Below are 21149 nucleotides of genomic sequence, written 5' to 3' on the forward strand. Positions count from 1 at the left end.
GGCCCGCGGACGGTGTGTTCGCACGTCGGATTTCCAGCGCGGTGCTGCGAGGAACGGGGTTTACCCCGTGACCCCAAAGAAAAGATTGAACCCGGCTGCGTCGATGTATAAGATTGGAAATACTAAATTAAATAATATTTTGAGACGAGGCAGGTGGGTTGGAAGCGGTTCCCCCCAACACAGCAGCCCTGATGCCAGCGACACAAAAGCGTGCAAGCCCCAGGACTCAGCCCGCGACGCTGGCAGAGAAGAAAAACTAAACCACTAAAAGGAGACCACGTGGACAAGAGACTCGCCGCGGTAGCGGTAGCCGGGATGCTGTTGCCCCCTGCAGCATCGGCAGCCACCGTGACGCTTTACGGCGTCGTTGATTCGTTCGTCGGCTATTTCCGCAATTCGGAGAAGAGCGTCACCAGCCTGAATTCCGGTGGACTGGCCGGTTCCCGCTGGGGGATGCGCGGCATGGAGGATCTGTCTTCCGATCTCAAGGCTGTATTCGTTCTGGAAGGCGGCTTCAACGTCGATACCGGAACCAACGCCCAGGGTGGACGGTTGTTTGGCCGCCGCGCCACGGTTGGCATGCTCAGCAATACCTACGGCGAGATCGCTGCGGGCCGGCAACCGACACCTGGTTACGAGTTTGCCGCGACTTTCGATCCGGTACTGATGGCTCCCGGCTCGGTGGCCGCGTCGCTCACGGGCGAGTCGAGTAACCCGTGGATGTTCAATCCGCTCAATGATCCGGCGCGGGCGGATAACGCCATCCGGTACAACTCGCCGTCGTTCGGCGACGTGACCGCTTCGGCGGCGCATGTTTTCAGCGAAAACGTTGGCACACCGGTCAATCGCAACTACGACATCGTCTCGTTCCTATATTCAGGCAACCATCTGACGGCCGGCTACGGCTTCGCTCGCGCGACCGGCACGACCAATCTCACGCCCGACACCAGCCGTCAGATCGAGCACGCATTCGCCGCCTCGTATGAAACGCGATGGGCGACGCTGTACGGCACCTACCAACTGCGCTATCGATTGGGTGCTGCGCACGATTCAGCATGGCAGGTGGGTACGACAATTCCGGTCGGCGCATCAGGTAACCTGAAGCTCGGCTACGGCGCCCGCGATAGCGGCGTGGTGAACGGTCTGCCCTCAAACACCGCGACAGATGACGTCCGCGCATGGGCGGTCGGCTACACCTACCAAGCGTCGAAGCGTACGACGCTGTATGCCTTCTTCAAGCGACTGGATAACCGGGGATCGTCCAAACAAACGATCTTTCCTCCCGGCGGGCTGGGTGCACCGACGCAATTGCATGAAAGCGTCAACTCAGTGGGCGCGGGTATCTATCACCGCTTCTGACCACGCCCTCGGGTCGGCCATGGCTGTGGCCGCCTCCCAAGACCCGTGCGTTCCTGACAACGGCGAATTATCCGCAGAGGTTTACATATGCAATCGAAGTCGAAGCAGACCTACATCGTCTCCATCTGCGTGGGGATACTGATCACGCTGTCGTTCACGTACAGCCTTCATTTCAATCCGCGCTGGTACGGCGACAACGGCCCTGGTGTTGGCAAGCTGCCACGCGTCATCGTCCTGAACTATATGAAACAGGCCTACGATGAAGGCAAGGGCGTAGAAGCCGCGCGCGGCTATTTCTCGCCAACGATGGTCGACCACAACCCGGGCTCCACCGAGTTGCGCGATGGCCCGCCAATCCGGCACGAGATCAAGCGGGTCATCGCCGAAGGTCTCATGGTCGCCGTCTATCACCGTGTGGAAGCGGCGCGTGGCGAGCCAGCCATCGACGTGCTCGACGTGTTCAAGACGGGCGCCTACACCGGCCGGATCGCCGAAAGGCAGCGATTCATCCTCTCCGCACCGAGCGGTCATGCCGTGGCGGACGCCGCCCCTTCGACCGGGCCGGCGGCGGCACGGATCGCCATGAAGGACGGCGCGGCCGCGAACCGCCAATAGAGGCTCGTGTCCGCACAGAGCTGAATGTTTCGTCTGAATCTCCACGGGGAAAACAAATGATTGCGCAAACTAATGCGACGAATGGAAGGATTGACGCGGCCGTGATCGGCCGGCTGATCCTCACCTTGATGCGGCTCACGCTCGGGGCCTGGATGATCAACAGCGGCCTGAGCCACTGGCTGACCAACTGGGGCTATCCGCCGATCTTCCCGCAACCGCTGGGGAGCCTGCCGGCATCGAACGCGATGTTGGTCACACTGATCGAGACCGGCGTGTTCGACGTCGTCAAGGCATGCGAATTGCTGGCTGGACTGCTTCTCCTGCTCGACCTCTTCGTGCCGTTCGCGCTGGCGATGACGCTGCCGATCTCCTTCATGGTTATCTTCAATGCAATTGTCCTCAATCTACGGTATGGGATGATCTTCAGCACGTCCATGAGCGTGTGGTGCCTGTACCTGAACGTGATCCTGATCCTGGCCTACCTGCGTTACTACCTGCCGATGCTGACGTGCAGAGCATCGCTGGGAAGTCTCAAAGACTTTAAGCAGTTGCCGACTGTCTTCGCTTCTTGCCCGGAAGAGCGCCGCAGCGTGTGATCTTCGCGAAGGCGAGTGCCACGAATCCCCATTCCCCAAAACACAGTCTGGAGTAGAAAAATGTTCCTTCGCAATTGCTGGTACATGGTCGGATGGTCCACGGAGTTCACCGAGGACGCCATTGTTCCCTTTACCGTGATGGACGAACCGCTAGCCATCTATCGCAAGACCGACGGAAGCCTGGCCGCGCTGGAAGACCGTTGCTGCCATCGCCTCGCGCCGCTGTCTGTGGGGCGCAAAGAGGGCGACGAACTGCGCTGCATGTACCACGGCCTGAAGTTCGCGCCGGACGGGCGTTGCACGGAAGTGCCGGGCCAGGAGCGCATCTCGCCGCGCGTGTGCGTGCGGGCTTATCCCATTGTCGAGAAGCACGGTGCGGCATGGGTCTGGATGGGCGAGCCGGAGAAGGCCGACGTGACGCTGGTACCTCCCATCATCGGCCCAGACAACCCGGAGTGGGCGATGGTGTGCTCCACCTTTGACATGGACGCCAACGCCGAACTGGTCTCCGACAACCTGCTCGACCTTTCCCACGCCCCCTTCGTGCACGAGGCGACCTTCGGCGCCAGCGACCCGATCGCGCTCAAGATGATGAAGGAGAGCGAGAGCCGGCGCGGTGTCACCCAGCTCGATCGCGGCGTGCGCGCGGAGCGCTGGCAGGTGGGGCGCCAGTCCAATCCATACTTCGGGGCGCGCCCCTCGGACGACAAGGTGGTCAGCACGTTCCTGGTGCCGGGGGTCTTCATCCTCACCATCCACTCCTACGAACCGGGCGTGCTCGACCGCAACACGGGTAGCGATGTGGCCGAGACGCCGATCTTCGCGCGTTGCACCAATCAGATGATCACCCCCATCAGCCAGAACAAGTCGAGGTTCTTCTTCAACTTCGGGCCGTGGGCAGCTGCCGGCGATCTCAAGGAACACTGCTTCGGCATCGCGGATGCCGCCTTCCAGGAAGACAAGGCGATCATCCAGGCCCAGCAGGACATGATCCACCGCTCGCCCGGGCGCAAGATGGTGCTGCTGCCGATGGACCAGCCGATCGTCCGCTACAACGAGATCTACGCTCGCCTGCTGACCGAAGAGCAGCCGGTTGCTGAGCCCGCCTGACGGTTTCCACCTGCAAAGTTTCGAGACGAGAAGATGGAACAGAAAGAGCATGCAGTGAACTGGTCGCCGCCCGCCTGGGACGATGAGGCCGATATGGTGGTGGTCGGATACGGCGGCGCCGGCGCGACCTTCGCCTTCGCGGCCGCCGAAGCTGGCGCCGACGTGCTGGTACTGGAGAAAGGCGAGCGTGGCGGTGGCAATTCGGTTTGCGTCGCGGGCGGGCTGATCATGACCTCGACGGATGAGGCCAGCACGTTCGACTACATGAACTGGTTGTGCGCTGGCCAGACCGATGAGGCCGTACTGCGCGCCTTCGTTGCCGGTCTGAAGGACATCCCCGCCTTCCAGCACAAGCTGGAACTGCCGCTGAAGGACAATCCAAGGCCCTTCAGCGCGCCGGGATTCTTCCCCGAGTTTACGGGCGCACCCGGTGCCGCCAGCATCCACGGCATGAGCGTGGTGGCCGCCCCCGGGGGCGCGGGGCTGTACAACGCCATCGCCGCCGTTGCGGAAAAGCATGGCGCCCGCGTGCGGTGCAACACCAGGGTGACGCAGCTCGTGCAACACCCGGTGTCGCGCGCCATTCTCGGTGTGACCGCGCGCACCATCGACGGACGCACCATCACGGTCAAAGCACGTAAGGCGACAGTACTCGCGAGCGGCGGCTTTGAGTTCGACGAGCAGATGTGCCGGCAATACCTCACGCCGTGTCCGATTCATTTCCTCGGCAGCCCGAACCTGACTGGCGACGGCATTCGCATGGCGCAAGAGGTGGGCGCTCAGCTCTGGCACATGAACGCCGTGGCCGGGCCGCTCAACTGGGGCATCAAGGTGGAAGGCGGGCGCGTCTACGTGACGTACGATCTCAACAAGGTGGCGGGCTTCGGCTACAACTCGGGCGCGTTCAAGGACGGCGGTAGTCTGATCTGGGTGAATCGCCACGGGCGCCGCTTCCACAACGAAACCACGGATACCGCAGACGTGCGCCACGGGCTGGGCAACCGCGCCACCTGGCTTGCCACCAATCCCGACATGCCCGAGTTCGTCAACGTCCCCGCCTTCCACATCTTCGACGAGAAGGTCCGGGCCGGCGGCGCCGCCATGACGACGCTCAACTCGCGCACGCCACCGTGGAGTCAGGACAACCTCGTCGAACTGGAGAAGGGCTGGATCATCCAGGCCGACACATTGGAAGAGCTGGCGCTGAAGTGCCGGTGGGATGCGGAACCGGGCGCGTGGCCCGCCGGGCACCTCGACCCCGAGGCGTTGAAGGCCACGGTGGCCCGCTACAACGAGCAATGCTGCGCTGGCGAGGACACCGACTTCGGGCGCGAGAGCTTCCTGGTTCCGCTGGACAAGGGACCGTACTACGCCATCGGTCCGATGCTGCCGACTTTCCTCAACACGCATGGTGGCCCCCGGCACGATGCGCGCCAGCGCGTGTTGGACCTGCGCGAGGCCCCCATCCCGCACCTGTACGCCATCGGCGAGTGCGGCTCCCTGTGGGGGCCCTACTACAACTCGATGGGCGACATCGCGGAGTTCATCGTGTCCGGCCGGACTGCCGCGCGTTCGGCCCTCGAAGAAGCCGCCTGGGACCGCTGAAGCCTGAATAACGAGAGCTCGAGAGAGCCGTCAACCGGAGACAACCATGTTGGAAAGCCCCACCACAATCCAGTCGCCGCCACGTATGGCCGCTGCCGCTGCAGTACCTGTGAGTTCGTCAGTGGCCCCTGGCGGCTGGGTCGTACTGTTCGTGCTGGCCACTGTCTATGTCGTATCCTTCATCGACCGTGGCGCCATTTCCCTGGTCGTCGGGCCCATCAAGCAGGATCTGGGCGCCACCGACCTCGAGATCAGTTGGCTGCTCGGGCTGTCGTTCATGCTGTTGTACAGCGTGCTCGGCGTTCCCGCGGGATATTTGGTGGACCTGTACCGCCGCAAGTACCTGCTGAGCGGCGCCATCCTGATGTGGTCGGGCGTGCAGATGCTGTGCGGCCTGAGCAATACCTACTGGCACCTGTTCATTGCCCGCATCGGGCTCGGGGTGGGCGAAGCGATGCTCCCGCCCGCGGCCTCGTCGATGATCCGCGATGCCTTCCCACCGGAGCGGCGCGGGCTCGCATTTGGCATCTACAACATGGGGCCGATGCTGGGGAGCGGCCTGGCGATGGTCCTCGGCAGCTTCCTGCTAACGTTCGCTGCCAGCGGCAAGCTGTCGGGGTTGCCGCTGCTGGGCGGGCTCAAGCCCTGGCAGTTTGTGCTGATCGTGCCGGGATTGATCGGCTTGCCGCTCGCGGCGGTGATGCTGCTGTTGCGCGAACCGCCGCGGCGCGACGCGCCGGCCGACGCCGATCGCGTGACCTATCCGGACGCCCTGCGCTACGCGTGGCAGCACCGCAGCGTCTATGGGCCGCTCTGGATCGCCATCTGCCTCTATGGCATCGCCATCGGCAGCCAGATGGCATGGCTGCCGGAGATCATCAACCGCTCGATGGGTATCAGCCGTCCCGTAATCGGCCAGACGCTGGGCACGATCAGCCTGCTGGCCTCGCCGTTGGGCCTGCTGTTCTGGGGCAGCGTGGCCGACAGGCTGCAGAAGCGCGGGTGGACCGACGCGCCGGTACGGGTGGCGATCGGATCGACTGCCGTGGCAGGACTCATCACCGCATGCTTCCCGCTGATCCACAGCGCCCAGCTCGGCGCCATTGCCTACGGTGCGCAGACCTTCTTCTTCGTCATCTTTGCCGTGGCGGGCGGGGCCACGATGGCCAATTTCACGCCGGGCAACATGATGGGCAAGCTGACCGCGCTGTACTACCTGATTACAAACCTTTTAGGCCTGGCGCTGGGGCCGACCGTGTGCGCACTCGTGGCCTGGCTGTTCTTCGACGGTCCCAATGCGCTCGGCCAGGCGTTCGTGGCCTGCTATGTGATCTCGGTCGCGTTGGCTGTCTGCTTGCTGGTTCGCGTCTCCAGATCCCTGCGCGCAGCCGGGCGCCGCGCTGTCCACTAACCTTCAACGAGTCAATACCATGAAAATCACAAGAGTAGAGTGCATTCCGGTATCGATGCCGCTGAAGAAGCCGCTGCGATTGCCGAATGTCACTATCACCAGGCTCGATACCCTGCTGCTGCGGTTGCATACCGATACGGGGCTGGTGGGCATCGCGGAATCGGGGGATACGTCCTCCTGGTACCGCGGCGAAAGCCAGGCCTCGATGGTCAGCATGATCTGCGACATCTTTGCCCCGCGAATACTCCTCGGCGAGGACCCCTGCAACATCGAGAAGATCGTCGGCGCGATGGACACGCTGGCGCGCGACAACAACCAGGCCAAGGGGCTGGTCGACTGCGCCCTGCACGACCTGAAGGGCAAGGCACTGGGCGTACCGGTCTACCAGTTGCTGGGCGGCCGCACGCGCGAGTCCGCGCCGCTTGGCTGGGTACTCTCCGCAGGTGAGCCGGAAAAGGTGGCGCAGGCAGCGTTGGCGGCCAGGGAAGCGGGTTTCATTGCCCTCAAGCTGAAGGTCGGGCGCGGCACCTTCGACAACGATGTAGCGACCGCCGCCGCCGTGCGCGAGGCGCTTGGCGACGGAGCGCGCATTTGCCTCGATGCAAATGGCTCGTGGAACTATGAGCAGGCATTGCGCACGATTCGCCGGCTGGATGCGTATCACCTCGATTTTGTCGAGCAACCGTTGCCGCATTGGGATATCGAGGGCCTGGCGCGGCTGCGCCAGCGCATCGAAACTCCCTTGTACGCCGATGAGGCTGCACAGGAGTTGCATCACCTGAAGGAGATCGCGGAGCGGCGTGCCGCCGACGGGGTCATCCTGAAGGTGCAGAAGGTCGGCGGCCTGCTCAAGGCCCAGCGCTTCCTGGCCGTGGCGCAGATGCTCGACCTGCCGGTGCTGTGCAGCACCCTGATCGGTTCCGGGGTGGAGGCCTGCCCGACCGCGCATCTGTGGGTGTCGAACCAGTGGGCCTGCCAGTTCATCAGCGAGAGTACCGGACCGCTGGCGGTGCACGGCGTCTGGAACAGCGAAGACATTCCGCATGGCGAAGACCTTGCCATGCACGGCGCGCGTTTTCATCGCGGCCGCGTATCTCCCGGCGACGGCCCGGGCTTTGGCGTGGAACTGAACGAGGCACTACTGTCGCGGATCCGCACCGAGGGCCGTCCGGCGCGGGTGGTTGACCTGTAGGGCACATGGACCCCGCAAGGATTTTCATTCGTCTTAAACAAGGAGACATGACATGAACAGAGCCAATCAATCCCCGTGGAAGTACGTGATCCTATGGTTGCGGATCTATTTTGGCGCCCACCTGTTTTACTCGGGCATCCGCTTCATCCTGACTTCCTATATCCCGGAGATCCCCGGGCCGGGCGGGGTGTACGTGGAGGCTGCGAAGGGCATCTACATCTTCCAAATCATCAAGTACATGGAATGTATCTTCGGACTCATGCTGCTGGCCAATCGCGGTGTATTGCTCGCGCTGATGCTGGAGATGCCTGCGACCGTCAATATCTTTTGGCTGAATACCTTCATCGTTGCCACGCCGCGCCAGCTGTTTACGGGCCCGCAAGAGCTGTTCATGAACGGCGCTCTGCTGCTGGCCTATGGGGGCTACTACGCATCGGTACTGCAAGCGAAGGTCGAGCCGATGTGGCTTTGGGACGGATGGAAGAAATTGGTGCGTGCGCGCGATAGCGGAACCGCGGCGTCGACGGGCGTGCAACGGGTGGATGCCTGAACCAGGAGACAGCAATGAAGAAAGAAATGTGGATTGGCGTGTGGATGTGCGTGCTCCTTTCCGTGGCAGCGTGCATCGGCTCGACAGGGCTCGGCTATGCGGACTATCGCCCGCTGCGGAACTTCGATTATTTCGCCCTGGCGTTCTCATGGGTCTTCCTGATCGTGACGCTCGTCAAGGACAGGCACGGCAGCAAATCATGAGTCGCGTTGCGGCGTAGCGACCTCGATATTTGATGCTCGATTTGAGCGGCGGCGGGCCCTTGCCGCCGCTCTCTTTTTCGCTTCGCGCCCGGAGCGGCGCAAACATTTGTATTTCCCCATGCGATTACCTCACAGCCTTCGCGCATTGTCTTATCCCAGCTTCAGGCTGTTCATGGCCGGGCAGGGCGCTGCGCAAGTGGGCAACTGGCAGCAGTTAATCGCCACTTCATGGCTTGCCTATGCGCTTTCCGGTTCGACGCTCGTCTTGGGCCTAACGGCATTCGCCTTGCAGATTCCTTTCTTGCTGATGGCGCCGGTGACGGGTCCGCTGCTTGACCGCCTCGATACCCGACGCGTGCTTCTGGCCGCCAATACCGTCGCGTGCGTGCAGTCCCTGGTGATGCTGGCACTCGTGGCCACCGGCACGCTACGGCCGTGGCATATCGTGCTGGCGAACCTGATGCTCGGCATTGTCAACGCGTTCGATTCGCCAGCGCGGCAATCCCTGCTGTCGCAGATGGTCGACAGGAAGGAAGATCTCGCGAACGCGATCGCGCTCAATTCCAGCATGATGGCGGGTGCCCGCTTCGTCGGCCCGACGATAGCCGGTGCAATCATCGCGACCTTTGGCCAAGTGTGGGCATTTGCGGCCAACGCCATCCTGCGCTTCGCGGTCATTTCTGCCCTGCGGGGCATGCGCCTCGTCCGCACGACGCGCAAGGCCCAGCCGGAGCCGTGGCTGCGGCAGTTCGTGGGCGGACTCCGGTACGCGCATCGGTTCGCGCCGTGCCGGAACAGCCTGTGGCTGCTCGCCACGATGAGCTTTACCATCCAGACTCATGCGGCCATGATGCCGTGGTTCGCGCGAGAGCGATTCCACGGAGACTCGCGCACCATGGGCATGCTGCTCGGCGCGGCGGGCCTGGGCGCGTTGGCAGGAATGATCTATCTGGCGATGCGCCGCGGGGTAAGCTGGCTCCTGGGCCTGATCGGCGTCGCCTCGGCCTTGGCGGCGCTCGCCACCATCGGCTTCGCCATGGCGCCGGCAGTATGGATGGCGTTTGCGATGCTGTTCATGCTCGGCATGGGCACGATGCTGGCGGCCGCCTCGGTCAATACCCTGATCCAGCTTGCCGCGCCGGACGGATTCCGGGGGAGAGTGGCTTCCCTGTACGTGGTGGCGTTCCTTGGCATCTCGCCGGTCGGTGCCTTGTTCTGGGGCTGGGCCGCGCAACATGTAGGGACCCCGACGGCCCTGACGATGTGTGGCGTCGTGCTGCTGGCTGCCACTGCGGCCTACCTGGCGAACGTTGCCGTCATGCAAGAGCAGGTCCGGCGGGTGTACAGTCGCATGAACCTGTCATGAGCGCAGGCATCTTCGTCCATCTTGTTCGGTACTGAATCCTCTTCGCCATAAGCCAAATCGTGAACACTCTCGAACTGAAAGGCGTCGATCTGCCGGCCCAGATCGCCGGGCAGGTCCGCAAACTGATAAATCGGGGCGCGCTGGCGCCGGGCCTGCAATTGCGCCAGTCGGATCTGGCGGACCAGTTCGGCATCAGCCGCGTGCCCGTGCGCGAGGCGCTCAAGCTGCTTGCCGCGGAAGGCATCATCGAACACGATCCCAATCGTGGCTTCTTCGTCGCGCCGTTATCCACTGATGAAGCGTGCCAGTATTACCGCTACCGGTTTCTGCTGGAGCGGGAATTGCTGAAGACGATCGGCTGGCCGGATGCCGCGCAGATGAAGGCGCTGAGGTCCATGCTGGAAAGGCTCGACACCTACCTCGATACCGGGCAGCGCGCAGAGTGGATCGATCAGTACCAGGACTTCTACGCCTTCCTTTTCGACCTGTCGCCAGACAAGATTCTTCGGCGCGAGGCGATTCGCCTGATCAGGCTCACCGATCGGTATCGGGCCCTAGCCTCGGAGGTGCGGCTGCCGGGCCAGCATCTCACCGCCCATCTGGAGCATACGCTGGTGTCAGCGATGGCCCGGCGCGACCGCGAGCAGTTGATCCACGGCTTCGAGCGCGAGCGCGAGAGGATTCTGACATCCATGCTTGCGACGATCAGGGCGCGCGGTTTGTAGGAAGCCACCTTCGCGCGGACGATCTCAGAATAGCGTGGTGATGCCGAGCCGATAGACGGACTGAGGGCTGCTCGACGACGGTGCGAGGGTAATGAGAGTCGGCGTAGCGATTGTGGAATCGCCGGCCACTGTAAGAGGGGGACCAAGGGGTAGCAAGTATGGTTCCGATTGGTTCGCATGCCACGCATGAGGGAGACCCCGTGCTCTCGCCTGGGGACGACCAGCCCGCCGGCAGTGCTCGGACTGCGAGCGCTCGTGGAACAGCATCTCGCGCGCCGGGAGCGGAGGCTGCCGGCGGAGCGTTCGCTGGTCACGATGCTTGGTTTCAGCCGAGGCATCGTGCGGCGTGTGCTGGACATCCTCGAGCAGGATGGGTTGGTGGTGCGGCATGTCGGGCGAGGAACCTTCATCGCTAGCGGCGCCGACTGCGGGTTGCCGCTTCTCCGGGCACTTGTGGGGCGCTCGACGCGGCGGCGGATCTGAGCGCCCGCGAGATGCTTGTGGTGCGCCTGACGCTGCAGCCCGCGATCTGCGCAATGGCCGAGCGCGCGGCAAGCCCCGCGGACATGGAGCGGATGGCGTAATTACTGCGCCACCGGGAAGCCGCCTCTCGCGTGGATGACTATGAACATTGGGACATGGCGCTACATCTCTCGATCGCTCGCGCGGTGGGCAGCGCTGCTGACGGAGATGGTCGAGATGCTAAACCGGAAGCGGCGCACCGCGCCGTGGCGCCGCTTCCGGCTAGCGTCACTATCCGACGAGAACCGGCGCGTGTCGGATGCACAGCATGAGGCGATCGTGGACGCGACCCGACGTCGGCAGCCCGACGAAGCAGCAGCCGCTCGCACACCTGACCACCGTGATGCGTCATTACCCAGCGGAGCCCGGCTAATCACACCCGAGCGGCCTGCCTTTCCTCTCCCGCGACTTGCCGCCTTCCCGTTAACTGTTGCGTCAGCATTCATAAATGAATAATATATAGCCTACAATATAGCCAAGGCGAGCATAGATCTGCTGCCCAACGGCAGGAGCTGGGAGGCAAAAATGAAGGGGGGCACGGCCATACATCGCATGGCGCGGACCATGGCACTAGTGCTTTGCTGCACCACGGTTCCCGTCGCAGCCTACGCACAGCCGATGATCCCCACGGCAAAGATCCGCATCAATACGGCTGGTCTGTTTGCGGAGAGGGGGCTGTTCCTGGCCTACGACAACGGCTATTTCAAGGAAGAGGGCCTCGACGTCGAACTGGTATCAACCGCCAGCGCGAACTCGAGTTCGCGCTGGCACAGCTGGGCCCGGGGCGAACTGGATCTGGGATCGATGTCGCTCAGCGCGGGGCTGTATGGAGGAATGCATGGAGAACTCGACATATGGTTCAGGGTCAACCGAGTCCCCGGCTGACGCGAGAAAGGACGCGGAGAAGGAGTTTGAGATCGCGACGAGGGCCGCCAGAAATAAGCTGAAGCGGGAGAATGAGCGTGCGGATTCCGAGTTCTACAAAGCACTCAGAAACGCGGCACCGGTGGATTTGCAAGCGATAACGAGTGCACAGGCGAATTTTGCGCAGGCGTTGGCGAATGCCAGTGAAAACTATCACCGAGCGCTCGCGAACGCTGAACGGGTGCGCCTCGGTGCCACTTCAATCACAGAGGCGCCGATCGATAGTGGGGTATCGCCTGCTACCCTGGATCCATTGAGTGACGTCGTAAGACGCCTCGCACTGCAGCACGCGGCGGCATTCAAGTCTTGACTCTCTCCCGCCCCTCGTCTCGTTGCCAGCGTCGCTTCGAGCGCAGCGGGTGAGACTTCGGTACAAAATCCTCGAGCCGCCGCATGGTGAACAGGCTTTCGGTGAAGGTGTCGGCGCCGCCGCGCATGAAACGTCGAAGGGTGTGGAGTTCTCAGATCAACGCTTCAGCCACTCGAAGCGCTGACTTCGGTTGGAGGTATTCAGCGGCCTGCTAGACTAGGCAAGCGCCTATCCCCGACAGCATGGGTCCGTTGGGAATGCAGGCCTGATCACCAACCGCCGCCCGCTGCGCATCGATGTCGCCGGTGCAGAAGGCCGCATGGATCTTCTCAAACTGCAGGTATCCCTCGCATTGCTGGGTGTCTGGCTTCTTCATTTCGCGCCTGATCGGGGCGAATACTTGGCACGGTCGTGCTTGGCAAGGTCTTGCTGCTTGAAGCGCCCGATTCTGTAGGCTTCCGACCGATTACCGCGTTTGGCAGTGCAGTGCTGATCTCGTCTGCATTTGTTCCGGAAGTTGCGTGAGTGTTGTTTGGTGCACTTCCGAGGTGGTAATACATGTACGGGCATCAATATGCCGTTCTTGCTGCCTTGCCCACTTCTCAGCATCCTTCTTGAGGTGGAACGTTTTTACCTGCTGGGGATATCGAGTCCGCTTGATGATTGCCTGCCAGCGGTCATTGTGTTGTCGTATGGTTGCCATCACGGCTCCGAGGGGGACAGCAGGGTGACAAGCCAAACAAATAATGAAGGAAACCCCGAAACCCAACCCCGCAATTGACAAAACGGCCGATCCACTCTAGCGGGGGAGCTGCGCCTTCGCAATGCAGAGGTCGGGAGTTCGATCCTCCTTCGGACCAGAAATTCAATGTGAAAATGCCTTGCAACACGTTGTGTTTCCAAGGTTTTTTCGTTTTTGTTTGGGCGCGGCCGGGCCACCGGGGCCATGTCGCCTGCAAGCTTTATTGAATCGTTACTTGCTCGTGGTGCCGGTTTGTTTTTCGATTTCCTGTAGACGCTTCTGCACATGCGGCTCCCAGAAACTGGATCCGGCACAATCGTACTCAGCAAACACGGTATTCTCCGGGGCCTTTTTCAGCAATTGGTACGATGATCTGGGTTCAAGATAGTTTTCGGAATCATCCATCACCATCTTTATCTCGATCGCCTTGCCATATTGGGGGTGATTGATCAACGTCCAGCGTTCGATCACCCTGGCCTTCTCGCTGCGTTTCAACAGCACGTAACTGCCTCGATCACTGAGCCCGACTGTTTCAATGACCAGTGTCTTGCCTTCCCATTTTGCGGTGGAGTAACCTTCTTGGGAAGGTACGTAGTCGGCTGGCATTTTTCGGCCGTCCATGAATATGCGACGAACTGCGGAATGCGCTTCGAATAACATGAACAAACGATTATTTTCCTGCAAGATCTCGACAGGAAACGGGGCGCGGGTAGCGACTAACCACGGCATGCCATTTGGATAACAGAACAGGCCTGGGTCACTTACCTTTGCATCAAAATTCTCTTTGAGAAATGCCAGCTCCGCTTTTGCCCTTGGCGTGTAGGGCGGATTGTTCATGTCTGGTCGAACGACAAGTTTTTGTTCGGCTGGCATCCAGATGCCTGAGAAATCTGGGACCTGAGCCATGGCACTAGCAGTCAGCATCATGCCAACGAAAAATCCTGCCAATACTCGATTGAATAAAAATTGAAAATGAAAAATTTTCATTCTTTTGTCTCCGTACCTGAACCTGGTTCTACATAAATTTGTGCCATCTCGCCAACCAGGATCAGTCAAGAACCTTGGTTTCATCCGGGCGCCCATATACGGTGCCGTCTTTTATCTTGATTTCAAGTATGTACATGTTCTTCGTACCTGACTTGTTCGGAAAACCGGTTATGGTGACTTCCTCGCCGACCTTTATGCGGGTGAAATCCCAGCCGCGGCGACGTAGGAGAACACCGGCACTCCCCTCGATTTGCCATTCTTCCAGGGCGCCTTTCCCATTTGGCACACTGAGAATGAACTCGGAGTGTGGATTTCGAATGGAAATACTTTTCAGAACACCACGCAAAGTGACCTTGTTTTCCGTGTCATAACTCGCCGGAGAATGGTGAGCGAAACTTGCAGCGGAAATAAAAACGAAAGTAAAAAACAATGCTATTTCTTTAAGCATTCCGCCCTCTTATTGGTGGTGGAGTAATTAATTTCGTCTGCGAGAAATCGAATGAAGATTGGGTATCTCCCAAGCCAAAAGATACTTTGCGTCATGTTGTTGGGGTGCCACATGCCGGGCCATCCTGGTCGGATTCATGTTATTGTCGAGCGACCCGATGAGATTGAATCAGTCTTTCCCGCCGATATAGCCGAGCAGTTTCCCCATGGTGATGATGCTAATCCAAAGCGTCAAAGAGAAAATTGCCGCTATTTTTGCTGACCGCGGAGTATCTACCCAGGTATCCCACTTTGCTTTTCCCGGTGCGATTCGGGCATGGAAAAACGCCGCATTCAAGCCTGCAATCAAAATCAGCGTCAACTTCAGACCCATGACGGGGTTATGACTGAACACGTCAATGAAGCCTATTGCCATTGTCGGTCCGGTAAGGACCATCAGCGCGAAGCCACTCCATGCCCACGGGAGGAAGTGTTTCTCACACTGGGTCAATGAAAGATTGCGGCCGACTCCAAGCAGGCGCAGGTCAAACATCGACACAGAGCCGGCCAATATGCACATGCCGAAGACATGGATAACCTGCAGGATGGGATAAACCCAGTTCGATTCCCGTACGACGGTGGCAAATCCCGTCGCATGAATCCATTGAACAAGTGACATCATGATTCTTCTCCTATCGCGGTTGGCATGCCCCGGCCAAGACCACCGCGCTTTACGTTTTCTTCTCAGACAGCATTGACTCCATCCACTAGGGATGGTGTGGGCATACCCACGCTGGCTTCACCGCTCTTGCTCACACCGCTTTTTTCCGGTTCCAATTACAACTCTGAGCAGGAGGCTGATCATTAGAAAAAATTGGGGTATGCGATCAGACGCCCCAGACCGACAACACAAATCCACAGCACCATCGATATGGCGGCGAAACATTTAGCAGAGAGTGGCGTCGTGACATTGATATCCCACTCGGCAACGCAGGAATAGACGCGCAAATGAAACAATGCAGCATTTAATCCAGCCACGGAGAGCAGGCAAATTTTTGTGATAAAGACCGGATTGCGTAGAAATTGTGCGCCATCTGAAATAAAAAGACTCACGCCGGAAAAAACAATCAGCAGGAAGCCAATCCATGTCCAGCGCAACAAATAGCCGGATGTCATCTTGACAGAGAGTTTTTGTGTCAATCCCAACAGGCGAAGATCAACGAGAGTTACTGATCCGACAAGGATCATGATGCCTACGAGATGAATCACTTCAAAGATCGGGTAACCCCACGCTGATTGCCCTATCAACGCGCCGTAATAAGAATTTTTTAACAGTTCGAGCAATTCCATTATGTCTCTCAGACTATTGTGATCAAGCTTCCGGCTTATGCCTGAGCTTCGATTCGTCGGGCTTCTTTCAGCCGTGAGTTGATGCCTGCCACGCCATTTCACGTGGGTGTCCGTGTCCGGCGCTTCGAGGGTTGCTCCAGAGAGGTGGCCCCTTTTTTACTAGCCGACCAAGGTGACCGGCAGACTCGTGCACCAGCATAGTCGCCAAATAGTATTTAATCTAGTATTCTAAAGGATATATTTTAAGAAGGAGCAATGCAAGGGGAGAAGCAAAATGCGGGTAAACCCTTTTGAGTGTGAGATTGGAAACTCCGCACTTGGCCCGCGGGCGATCCRGGAACAAGTCAGGGCCTTGCCCAGGCGCGCGCGACGCAGGTGCGCCGAAACGCGTTACCCCTGATAGGGGGGAGCGCGAGCCAACGAGGCCGCTGTGCGCTCACGAGAAGGGTAAGAGACCAGTGCTTCCACCTTGAAACGATTGAAGCGACGAAGCATCGTCCCCACGAAGGAGGATCGTGGAGACGATGAATCAAGTGTCGACAGTTGAGCGGCCGCGCCGGCGGGAGTACAGCGCCGAGTTCAAGGCGATGGTTCGGCATGGAACGGCAATGAGTTTGCTTCAGGCGGGAGTTGACCCCTGCGAGATTGCCTTGTGGCTCGGACACGAGAGCCCGGCGGTTCGCTGGAAGTGTCTGGCCGGTCAGCGCGCCGCAGTCGTGATGACCTGGTGCAATCAGCCAAGCTGAACGGCCACGATCCGTTGGCCTACGTCAACGATGTGCTGACATGCCTGCCCGCCCACATGAACAGCTGCATCGACGATCTGCTCCCCCACAAGTGGCATCTCGCGTCCTGAGCGCATCCTGTCTCCCACAACTGTCGTCGACCGGCAGGGTGGGACGGCAGGCCGCTTACCGAGAAGGAGCGCGGCAAGGGTATACGCCGGGCGCCTCATCCTTGCCTTCATCCCATTTAATAAAATAATATTATAAATTCAAAAGAATAGTTTATGCTGCGACCAGCACCCGGATGGGCGATGAAGATTCAGCGAAGGCGGGATGACGGGCGTTCACGCTTGTTACCCCTTTGCAAGAAGTCAGTAGAGCGCATCGTAGTGCCATAACGAGGAGATAGGAGTGCGTAAGAATTTTGCCGTATTGGGTGTTCTTATCTTCTTGACGTCGTTAGGGTATAGGCGAAAGCTCGGAAGACTGGCTTGTTGCATAGCATTATCTGTACTGGCAACCACTGCGGCCGGAGATCCTCTCCCCGCCGCGAAGCTGGAGTCGAGAATTATCCATATCGCTGATTACCGTGGATATCTCGAGACCGACCACCCGGTGCGCCGTGGCATGAACAAGTTTTCAGAACTGGTGGCCGCCCGAAGTGATGGCCGCATACTCGTGCAAGCCCCTGCGAAACCCGTGCCGGGCTCTCCATCAAGCCAGATCGCGTCTTTGCAGGCGGGAGATGGCAGAACGCCAGAGTTGATGCTGCAAGCTACGATCGGACTGGCCGACGTGGAAAAGGGCTTTGGTCTGATCGACCTTCCGTTCACGATCAGCAATGAAAAACAGGCCAGTGCGTTGCTCGATGGCCCTTTCGGCGCCACCCTGTTGGATCGTCTGGCAAGCCGTAATCTGATCGGACTCGCATGGTGGGAGAACGGCTTCCGACAGGTGACGACTTCTACTGGGCCCATCCTGCATGCGGACGACTTCATAGGCTTGAAGATTCGTGTCATACCTTCGCCATTGTTCGTTGAAAGCTTCAAGGAAATCGGGGCGAATCCCATTCCTTTGCCATTTTCTGAACTGCGTGCTGCGTTGAAATCCAAGAGCGTCGCAGCGCAGGATAATTTTTATTCCCAGATAGTGACGGGTAAACTGTATGAGGTCCAGACATACCTGAGCGCCACCCACCACTCTTACGGTGCCATGACATTGATTGCGAGCAAGCGCTTCTGGGACACGCTGTCGCCGGCTGACCAGGCACTGTTGCGTGACGCCGCGGGAGAGGCTGGCCAGTACCAGCGGCGCCTGATTCGCGATGAGGAAGCCAAGATGCGTGCGGACCTTGAATCCAAAGGAATGCGTATGAATGAGCTGGATCCGGCTGAGCTCAAAAAGTTGAGCGAGCGAGCCCGCCCGGTGCTTGCGCGCATTGCCAGTGACAATGACGCTTCCCTTATGAACTTGTATAAGGTCGAACTCGATAAGATTCGTACGCTCCACTGAGCTAGTTTTACCTCGGCGCCCCGTTCATGAAGCCGTTAAAAAGCCTGGGATGTTCTTTGCCAAGTGTTGAGGATCGTTAATTCCGCTAGCCGTGACCGCTATATCCGCTAGCAATCACATGCCTGTAAATCATTGATCTATATGTAGAAACGCCCGTTTAGTGGCGTTTTTTTTCCGTTCTGCAAGAGCAACGCCATTTTCCGTCCATGTCCAACGATTCCGCTAAGGAAGTGCTGATCAATGAGGTTTGCGCTTGATGTTGCACAAGCCAATGACCTGGGTTTCCGCAATGCGAGAGAGATCGGCCGATTCAAGCCGGTTTTCTCTCGTTTCGCGCCTTTCCTGGCGCGCTTTGCGCGCTCAGGACGGACTGCTCCCCCGCAGCGCAAACAACTGTTTTTTGGCCAGCACCAGATTCGCCAGACCAAACAGGGTGAACAACTGCGCTGTGTTCTTGACCAGGCCCTTGTAGCGAACCTTGCGATGACCAAACAGATTTTTTATGACGTGGAATTGATGCTCGACCCGCGCCCGAATCTGGGCCTTGGCTCGCTCAACGCCGATCAGCAAGTCCTTGACGGCGCCGTCACGCATCGCCTTGATCTTGCCGCGCTTGACGGCCACCTGCCACTTCACGGACTTGCCTTGCATCTCGTCGCGCTTCTCCACGCCTGTCGTGAAGCACGCAAGAAACCGGAGGGTAGAAACAGACAGTTCAACAATCGGGCACGTTCTATGACGCAGGGATTACATTAGAAAGTCCTTCGATTCGCCTGTCGGGCGGGTACCATCGCCTGAAATTGCTGATGTCCTCGCCGTTGAGAACGGCACATCTGACCTTCAGTAGCCCATTTTGGCCACTCCCCAACAGCTGTTGGCCAAGTTGCAGGTCGCTGCGGCGCGGCATTGCGCTCGACGAGCGGCCTTCCCTGGTAGCCTCCCCAGGTTTTGCACGCTTTCCTTCACGCCTGCAGAGGACCTTTCCGCTGACCGGATTGGTGGGTCATCAATTGGAGGTGAAGGCGGATCGCGACGCAGGTCTGAGCTGCTCCGGTAGCTCCACTTCATCAACCTCAGCCACGCCTTGCGGACGGCTATGGGCCAATGGCGCCGGCGCACTCGGCAGCGGCGTCCTTGACTTCCCTTATGAAGACTTCCAGCGGCGGTGTAATGACCTCGCCGTCCCGGCGGAACAGCAGCGTGCTGAAGGCGGGCAGGTTCCAGTCGCCGTGCAGGACCTGCATCGAACCGTTCCTGATTTCCGCATCGAACCAGATGGACGAGCTCAGGGCGACGTAGTCGTCCTGGTGAACCAGATGGCGGATCACGGCCGGGGACTGGGTCTCGATTCGGTGTGCATTCAGCGAGCAGTCGAGCCGCTCCAGTTCGATCCCAAGCGCGCGCTCAAGCAGGCTCCCCGTCAGGGCCGGCATGACGAGTTTCTCCTGGCTCATGATGTCGCGCAGGCTCAGGTTGCCTTGCCGCACGAGGGGATGGTCGGCGCGTACGCAGAAATGGAAGTGCTCCTGGACCAGAAGTTCGCTATGGAACTCCGAGAACAAGCCGTCCGGTTGCTCGATTCCCAATACCAGGTCCAGCTCGCCGTTTCGAAGTTTCAGCAGGAGGTCGTGCGTGCGCCCTTCCAGCAGGTGGAGGTTGATCTTGCCGTGGTTCTTGCGGATGCTGCTGACCGCCTTGGGCAGGATATGATTCATGGAAAGCGAGCCTGCCCCGCAATGGATCTCGCGGCCGTTCGAGTCCTTGATGGACTGAATCATCGCCAGCGCCTTGTTGAGTTCGGCTTCGGCAACCACGATGTGTTCGAGCAGTGCCTTGCCGCACACCGTCGGAGTAACGCCACGTACGGAGCGGTGCAGCAACTGGACGCCAAGGACGTCCTCGAGCCGCATCACGCTGCGTGTGAGCGCCGGCTGCGTGATGGCCAGCACCGAGGCGGCTGCGCTTATGCTGCCGTACTCGACGACGGTGGCAAGATGTTCCAGGTTGGTCATGTAGCGCGCAAGTTTCGAGCGCATCGCCTTATCTCCATTTCTGTCTTGATGGGACACATTCTCCGATGTGTCCCGTAGCCCCTCTACTTTAGCCGCTCACGCGTCACGGCTGGCGGCAATGCCGGCCGGGGCCAGCTGATATGACTCCCCGTGTCAATCGAGATTGGTTTGATTCAGTTTCGCAGTTCCATGTTGTTCCTCACCCAATTTCCTGAGGGCGACGTAGCAGTAAGTCTCGACGGTGGATCACGCTGATATCCGCGGGTTGGCTACCGCATTACAGAGGTCCGTCCAATGAGCCTGCCGCTATCTAGCGCCGCAAGTCGGATGAAATCCATTGCTTAGCTCGCGCGCGGGTTGCTCGTGTGCCGGGCTACGCCGCCTTCAGGAAACTGGGATCTACAGTTGTCAAGTCTGTTGCTAGGGCCGCGCGGGGTTAGGTTGCCCGCGCCTCGTTCGGTAGGGCAAGCGACATCGCGAGCCGGCCGATATCCCAGATGAACCCGCTCAGTTCGCGGGCTACCGCGACCACCGCAATGTTCGGGATCTTGCCGCGAGCGGCAAGTCTCCGATAGCGCCGGCAGAGTCGAACCTGAGCGTCCCAGGACCGGTCAACGATGGCCTTTGGGATGCCTTCATGACGGCGTTGGATCTGAGGGCTCAGTCGTGCCGGGTGCCGGTAACTCCAGGAGGCTTCGATTAGCAGCTTTCTTGCATAGCTATTGCCGGTCTTGGTGATGCTGCCCTGTCGCCGCTTCTCACCGGACGAGTGTTCGGCGGGCGTCACGCCGAGCCAGGCCATCAGTTGGCGCGGATGGACAAAGCGCGAGAGATCGCCCAGTTCGGCGAGCATGCCCACCGCCGTAGTGAAGTCCACACCGCGCATGGCCTGCAATCCCAGTACGGC

Annotated in this window: 23 protein-coding genes and 3 pseudogenes; 18 read left to right on the top strand and 8 right to left on the bottom strand. The window is 59.7% G+C overall.

All coding sequences use genetic code 11. The features are described 5' to 3' along the window. The first annotated feature begins 279 nt into the window (after positions 1–279). The 15 genes from AC1DQ3_RS28630 to AC1DQ3_RS28700 all read left to right on the top strand — a co-directional run bounded on the left by AC1DQ3_RS28630 (position 280) and on the right by AC1DQ3_RS28700 (position 12488). The gene (locus AC1DQ3_RS28630; protein ID WP_477123526.1) at positions 280–1359 is read left to right on the top strand and encodes a porin; all 1080 of its coding nucleotides are present in this window, start codon (positions 280–282) and stop codon (positions 1357–1359) included. An 87-nt stretch (positions 1360–1446) separates the two neighbouring features. Further along, entirely contained in the window at positions 1447–1974 is a 528-nt protein-coding gene (locus AC1DQ3_RS28635; protein ID WP_477123527.1) for a hypothetical protein, read from the top strand. A gap of 56 nt (positions 1975–2030) precedes the next feature. Continuing rightward, on the top strand, positions 2031–2570 hold the full coding sequence (locus tag AC1DQ3_RS28640; protein WP_477123528.1) for a DoxX family protein: 540 nt from the start codon (positions 2031–2033) through the stop codon (positions 2568–2570). A gap of 60 nt (positions 2571–2630) precedes the next feature. After that, a complete protein-coding gene (locus tag AC1DQ3_RS28645) occupies positions 2631–3680 on the top strand; it encodes an aromatic ring-hydroxylating dioxygenase subunit alpha (protein ID WP_477123529.1) in 1050 nt (349 codons plus the stop codon). A gap of 33 nt (positions 3681–3713) precedes the next feature. Beyond that, positions 3714–5285 (top strand): FAD-dependent oxidoreductase, encoded by a 1572-nt coding sequence (locus tag AC1DQ3_RS28650; RefSeq protein WP_477123530.1) that lies wholly within the window; start codon positions 3714–3716, stop codon positions 5283–5285. A gap of 46 nt (positions 5286–5331) precedes the next feature. Beyond that, on the top strand, positions 5332–6696 hold the full coding sequence (locus AC1DQ3_RS28655; protein WP_477123531.1) for an MFS transporter: 1365 nt from the start codon (positions 5332–5334) through the stop codon (positions 6694–6696). 19 nt (positions 6697–6715) lie between these two features. Beyond that, complete coding sequence (locus AC1DQ3_RS28660; protein WP_477123532.1) at positions 6716–7888, top strand: mandelate racemase/muconate lactonizing enzyme family protein; 1173 nt, start codon at positions 6716–6718, stop codon at positions 7886–7888. A gap of 52 nt (positions 7889–7940) precedes the next feature. Beyond that, positions 7941–8438 carry a hypothetical protein gene (locus tag AC1DQ3_RS28665; protein ID WP_477123533.1) on the top strand — a complete coding sequence of 166 codons (498 nt, stop codon included), beginning with the start codon at positions 7941–7943 and terminating at the stop codon, positions 8436–8438. Between the two features lie 14 nt (positions 8439–8452). After that, the gene (locus AC1DQ3_RS28670; protein ID WP_477123534.1) at positions 8453–8641 is read left to right on the top strand and encodes a hypothetical protein; all 189 of its coding nucleotides are present in this window, start codon (positions 8453–8455) and stop codon (positions 8639–8641) included. A gap of 118 nt (positions 8642–8759) precedes the next feature. Then, positions 8760–10007, top strand: coding sequence for an MFS transporter (locus AC1DQ3_RS28675; protein ID WP_477123535.1), 1248 nt, complete (start codon positions 8760–8762; stop codon positions 10005–10007). A 59-nt stretch (positions 10008–10066) separates the two neighbouring features. Next, a complete protein-coding gene (locus AC1DQ3_RS28680; protein WP_477123536.1) occupies positions 10067–10732 on the top strand; it encodes a GntR family transcriptional regulator in 666 nt (221 codons plus the stop codon). A 255-nt stretch (positions 10733–10987) separates the two neighbouring features. Further along, positions 10988–11215, top strand: a complete 228-nt coding sequence (locus AC1DQ3_RS28685; RefSeq protein WP_477123537.1) for a GntR family transcriptional regulator — start codon at positions 10988–10990, stop codon at positions 11213–11215. Between the two features lie 207 nt (positions 11216–11422). Continuing rightward, the gene (locus tag AC1DQ3_RS28690) at positions 11423–11710 is read left to right on the top strand and encodes a hypothetical protein (RefSeq protein WP_477123548.1); all 288 of its coding nucleotides are present in this window, start codon (positions 11423–11425) and stop codon (positions 11708–11710) included. A gap of 108 nt (positions 11711–11818) precedes the next feature. Further along, on the top strand, positions 11819–12139 hold the full coding sequence (locus AC1DQ3_RS28695) for an ABC transporter substrate-binding protein (RefSeq protein WP_477123538.1): 321 nt from the start codon (positions 11819–11821) through the stop codon (positions 12137–12139). Next, the gene (locus tag AC1DQ3_RS28700; protein WP_477123539.1) at positions 12093–12488 is read left to right on the top strand and encodes a hypothetical protein; all 396 of its coding nucleotides are present in this window, start codon (positions 12093–12095) and stop codon (positions 12486–12488) included. The genes AC1DQ3_RS28695 and AC1DQ3_RS28700 overlap by 47 nt, the downstream gene beginning before the upstream one ends. A gap of 211 nt (positions 12489–12699) precedes the next feature. On the opposite strand, the gene AC1DQ3_RS28705 is transcribed toward AC1DQ3_RS28700, so the two are convergent. From AC1DQ3_RS28705 to AC1DQ3_RS28725, 5 genes are all read right to left on the bottom strand, one after another. Beyond that, a complete protein-coding gene (locus tag AC1DQ3_RS28705; protein ID WP_477123540.1) occupies positions 12700–12864 on the bottom strand; it encodes a hypothetical protein in 165 nt (54 codons plus the stop codon). A gap of 597 nt (positions 12865–13461) precedes the next feature. Next, positions 13462–14217, bottom strand: a complete 756-nt coding sequence (locus tag AC1DQ3_RS28710; RefSeq protein WP_477123541.1) for a hypothetical protein — start codon at positions 14215–14217, stop codon at positions 13462–13464. A 61-nt stretch (positions 14218–14278) separates the two neighbouring features. After that, complete coding sequence (locus AC1DQ3_RS28715) at positions 14279–14665, bottom strand: DUF6152 family protein (RefSeq protein WP_477123542.1); 387 nt, start codon at positions 14663–14665, stop codon at positions 14279–14281. A 168-nt stretch (positions 14666–14833) separates the two neighbouring features. After that, a complete protein-coding gene (locus AC1DQ3_RS28720; protein ID WP_477123543.1) occupies positions 14834–15325 on the bottom strand; it encodes a DUF6644 family protein in 492 nt (163 codons plus the stop codon). Positions 15326–15507: 182 nt separating this feature from the next. Continuing rightward, positions 15508–15993, bottom strand: a complete 486-nt coding sequence (locus AC1DQ3_RS28725) for a DUF6644 family protein (RefSeq protein WP_477123544.1) — start codon at positions 15991–15993, stop codon at positions 15508–15510. Between the two features lie 587 nt (positions 15994–16580). Between AC1DQ3_RS28725 and AC1DQ3_RS28730 the strand changes: the two are divergent. The 3 genes and pseudogenes from AC1DQ3_RS28730 to AC1DQ3_RS28740 all read left to right on the top strand — a co-directional run. Further along, positions 16581–16670 (top strand): annotated as a pseudogene (locus AC1DQ3_RS28730) (tyrosine-type recombinase/integrase); the annotation flags it as partial. A gap of 18 nt (positions 16671–16688) precedes the next feature. Continuing rightward, a pseudogene (locus tag AC1DQ3_RS28735) lies at positions 16689–16849 on the top strand (transposase domain-containing protein); the annotation flags it as partial. A 280-nt stretch (positions 16850–17129) separates the two neighbouring features. Then, complete coding sequence (locus tag AC1DQ3_RS28740; protein ID WP_477123545.1) at positions 17130–18230, top strand: TRAP transporter substrate-binding protein; 1101 nt, start codon at positions 17130–17132, stop codon at positions 18228–18230. Positions 18231–18590: 360 nt separating this feature from the next. Here AC1DQ3_RS28740 and AC1DQ3_RS28745 read toward each other — a convergent pair. The 3 genes and pseudogenes from AC1DQ3_RS28745 to AC1DQ3_RS28755 all read right to left on the bottom strand — a co-directional run. Then, positions 18591–18905, bottom strand: a pseudogene (locus tag AC1DQ3_RS28745) (transposase); the annotation flags it as partial. Between the two features lie 419 nt (positions 18906–19324). Beyond that, positions 19325–20266, bottom strand: a complete 942-nt coding sequence (locus tag AC1DQ3_RS28750; protein ID WP_477123546.1) for a LysR family transcriptional regulator — start codon at positions 20264–20266, stop codon at positions 19325–19327. A 412-nt stretch (positions 20267–20678) separates the two neighbouring features. Continuing rightward, on the bottom strand, positions 20679–21149 hold a 471-nt coding region (locus AC1DQ3_RS28755; RefSeq protein WP_477123547.1), incomplete at its 5' end, for a transposase.

This window comes from Cupriavidus sp. 01T418 (genome assembly GCF_056398885.1).

Bases quoted from the DNA above. Each gene is read 5' to 3' on its own strand.
- AC1DQ3_RS28720 (WP_477123543.1), bottom strand. From the start codon at position 15,325: ATGATGTCACTTGTTCAATGGATTCATGCGACGGGATTTGCCACCGTC.
- AC1DQ3_RS28675 (WP_477123535.1), top strand. From the start codon at position 8,760: ATGCGATTACCTCACAGCCTTCGCGCATTGTCTTATCCCAGCTTCAGG.
- AC1DQ3_RS28660 (WP_477123532.1), top strand. From the start codon at position 6,716: ATGAAAATCACAAGAGTAGAGTGCATTCCGGTATCGATGCCGCTGAAG.
- AC1DQ3_RS28690 (WP_477123548.1), top strand. From the start codon at position 11,423: ATGGTCGAGATGCTAAACCGGAAGCGGCGCACCGCGCCGTGGCGCCGC.
- AC1DQ3_RS28700 (WP_477123539.1), top strand. From the start codon at position 12,093: ATGGAGAACTCGACATATGGTTCAGGGTCAACCGAGTCCCCGGCTGAC.
- AC1DQ3_RS28715 (WP_477123542.1), bottom strand. From the start codon at position 14,665: ATGCTTAAAGAAATAGCATTGTTTTTTACTTTCGTTTTTATTTCCGCT.
- AC1DQ3_RS28655 (WP_477123531.1), top strand. From the start codon at position 5,332: ATGTTGGAAAGCCCCACCACAATCCAGTCGCCGCCACGTATGGCCGCT.
- AC1DQ3_RS28635 (WP_477123527.1), top strand. From the start codon at position 1,447: ATGCAATCGAAGTCGAAGCAGACCTACATCGTCTCCATCTGCGTGGGG.
- AC1DQ3_RS28670 (WP_477123534.1), top strand. From the start codon at position 8,453: ATGAAGAAAGAAATGTGGATTGGCGTGTGGATGTGCGTGCTCCTTTCC.
- AC1DQ3_RS28750 (WP_477123546.1), bottom strand. From the start codon at position 20,266: ATGCGCTCGAAACTTGCGCGCTACATGACCAACCTGGAACATCTTGCC.
- AC1DQ3_RS28640 (WP_477123528.1), top strand. From the start codon at position 2,031: ATGATTGCGCAAACTAATGCGACGAATGGAAGGATTGACGCGGCCGTG.
- AC1DQ3_RS28705 (WP_477123540.1), bottom strand. From the start codon at position 12,864: ATGAAGAAGCCAGACACCCAGCAATGCGAGGGATACCTGCAGTTTGAG.
- AC1DQ3_RS28725 (WP_477123544.1), bottom strand. From the start codon at position 15,993: ATGGAATTGCTCGAACTGTTAAAAAATTCTTATTACGGCGCGTTGATA.
- AC1DQ3_RS28650 (WP_477123530.1), top strand. From the start codon at position 3,714: ATGGAACAGAAAGAGCATGCAGTGAACTGGTCGCCGCCCGCCTGGGAC.
- AC1DQ3_RS28665 (WP_477123533.1), top strand. From the start codon at position 7,941: ATGAACAGAGCCAATCAATCCCCGTGGAAGTACGTGATCCTATGGTTG.
- AC1DQ3_RS28695 (WP_477123538.1), top strand. From the start codon at position 11,819: ATGGCACTAGTGCTTTGCTGCACCACGGTTCCCGTCGCAGCCTACGCA.
- AC1DQ3_RS28645 (WP_477123529.1), top strand. From the start codon at position 2,631: ATGTTCCTTCGCAATTGCTGGTACATGGTCGGATGGTCCACGGAGTTC.
- AC1DQ3_RS28710 (WP_477123541.1), bottom strand. From the start codon at position 14,217: ATGAAAATTTTTCATTTTCAATTTTTATTCAATCGAGTATTGGCAGGA.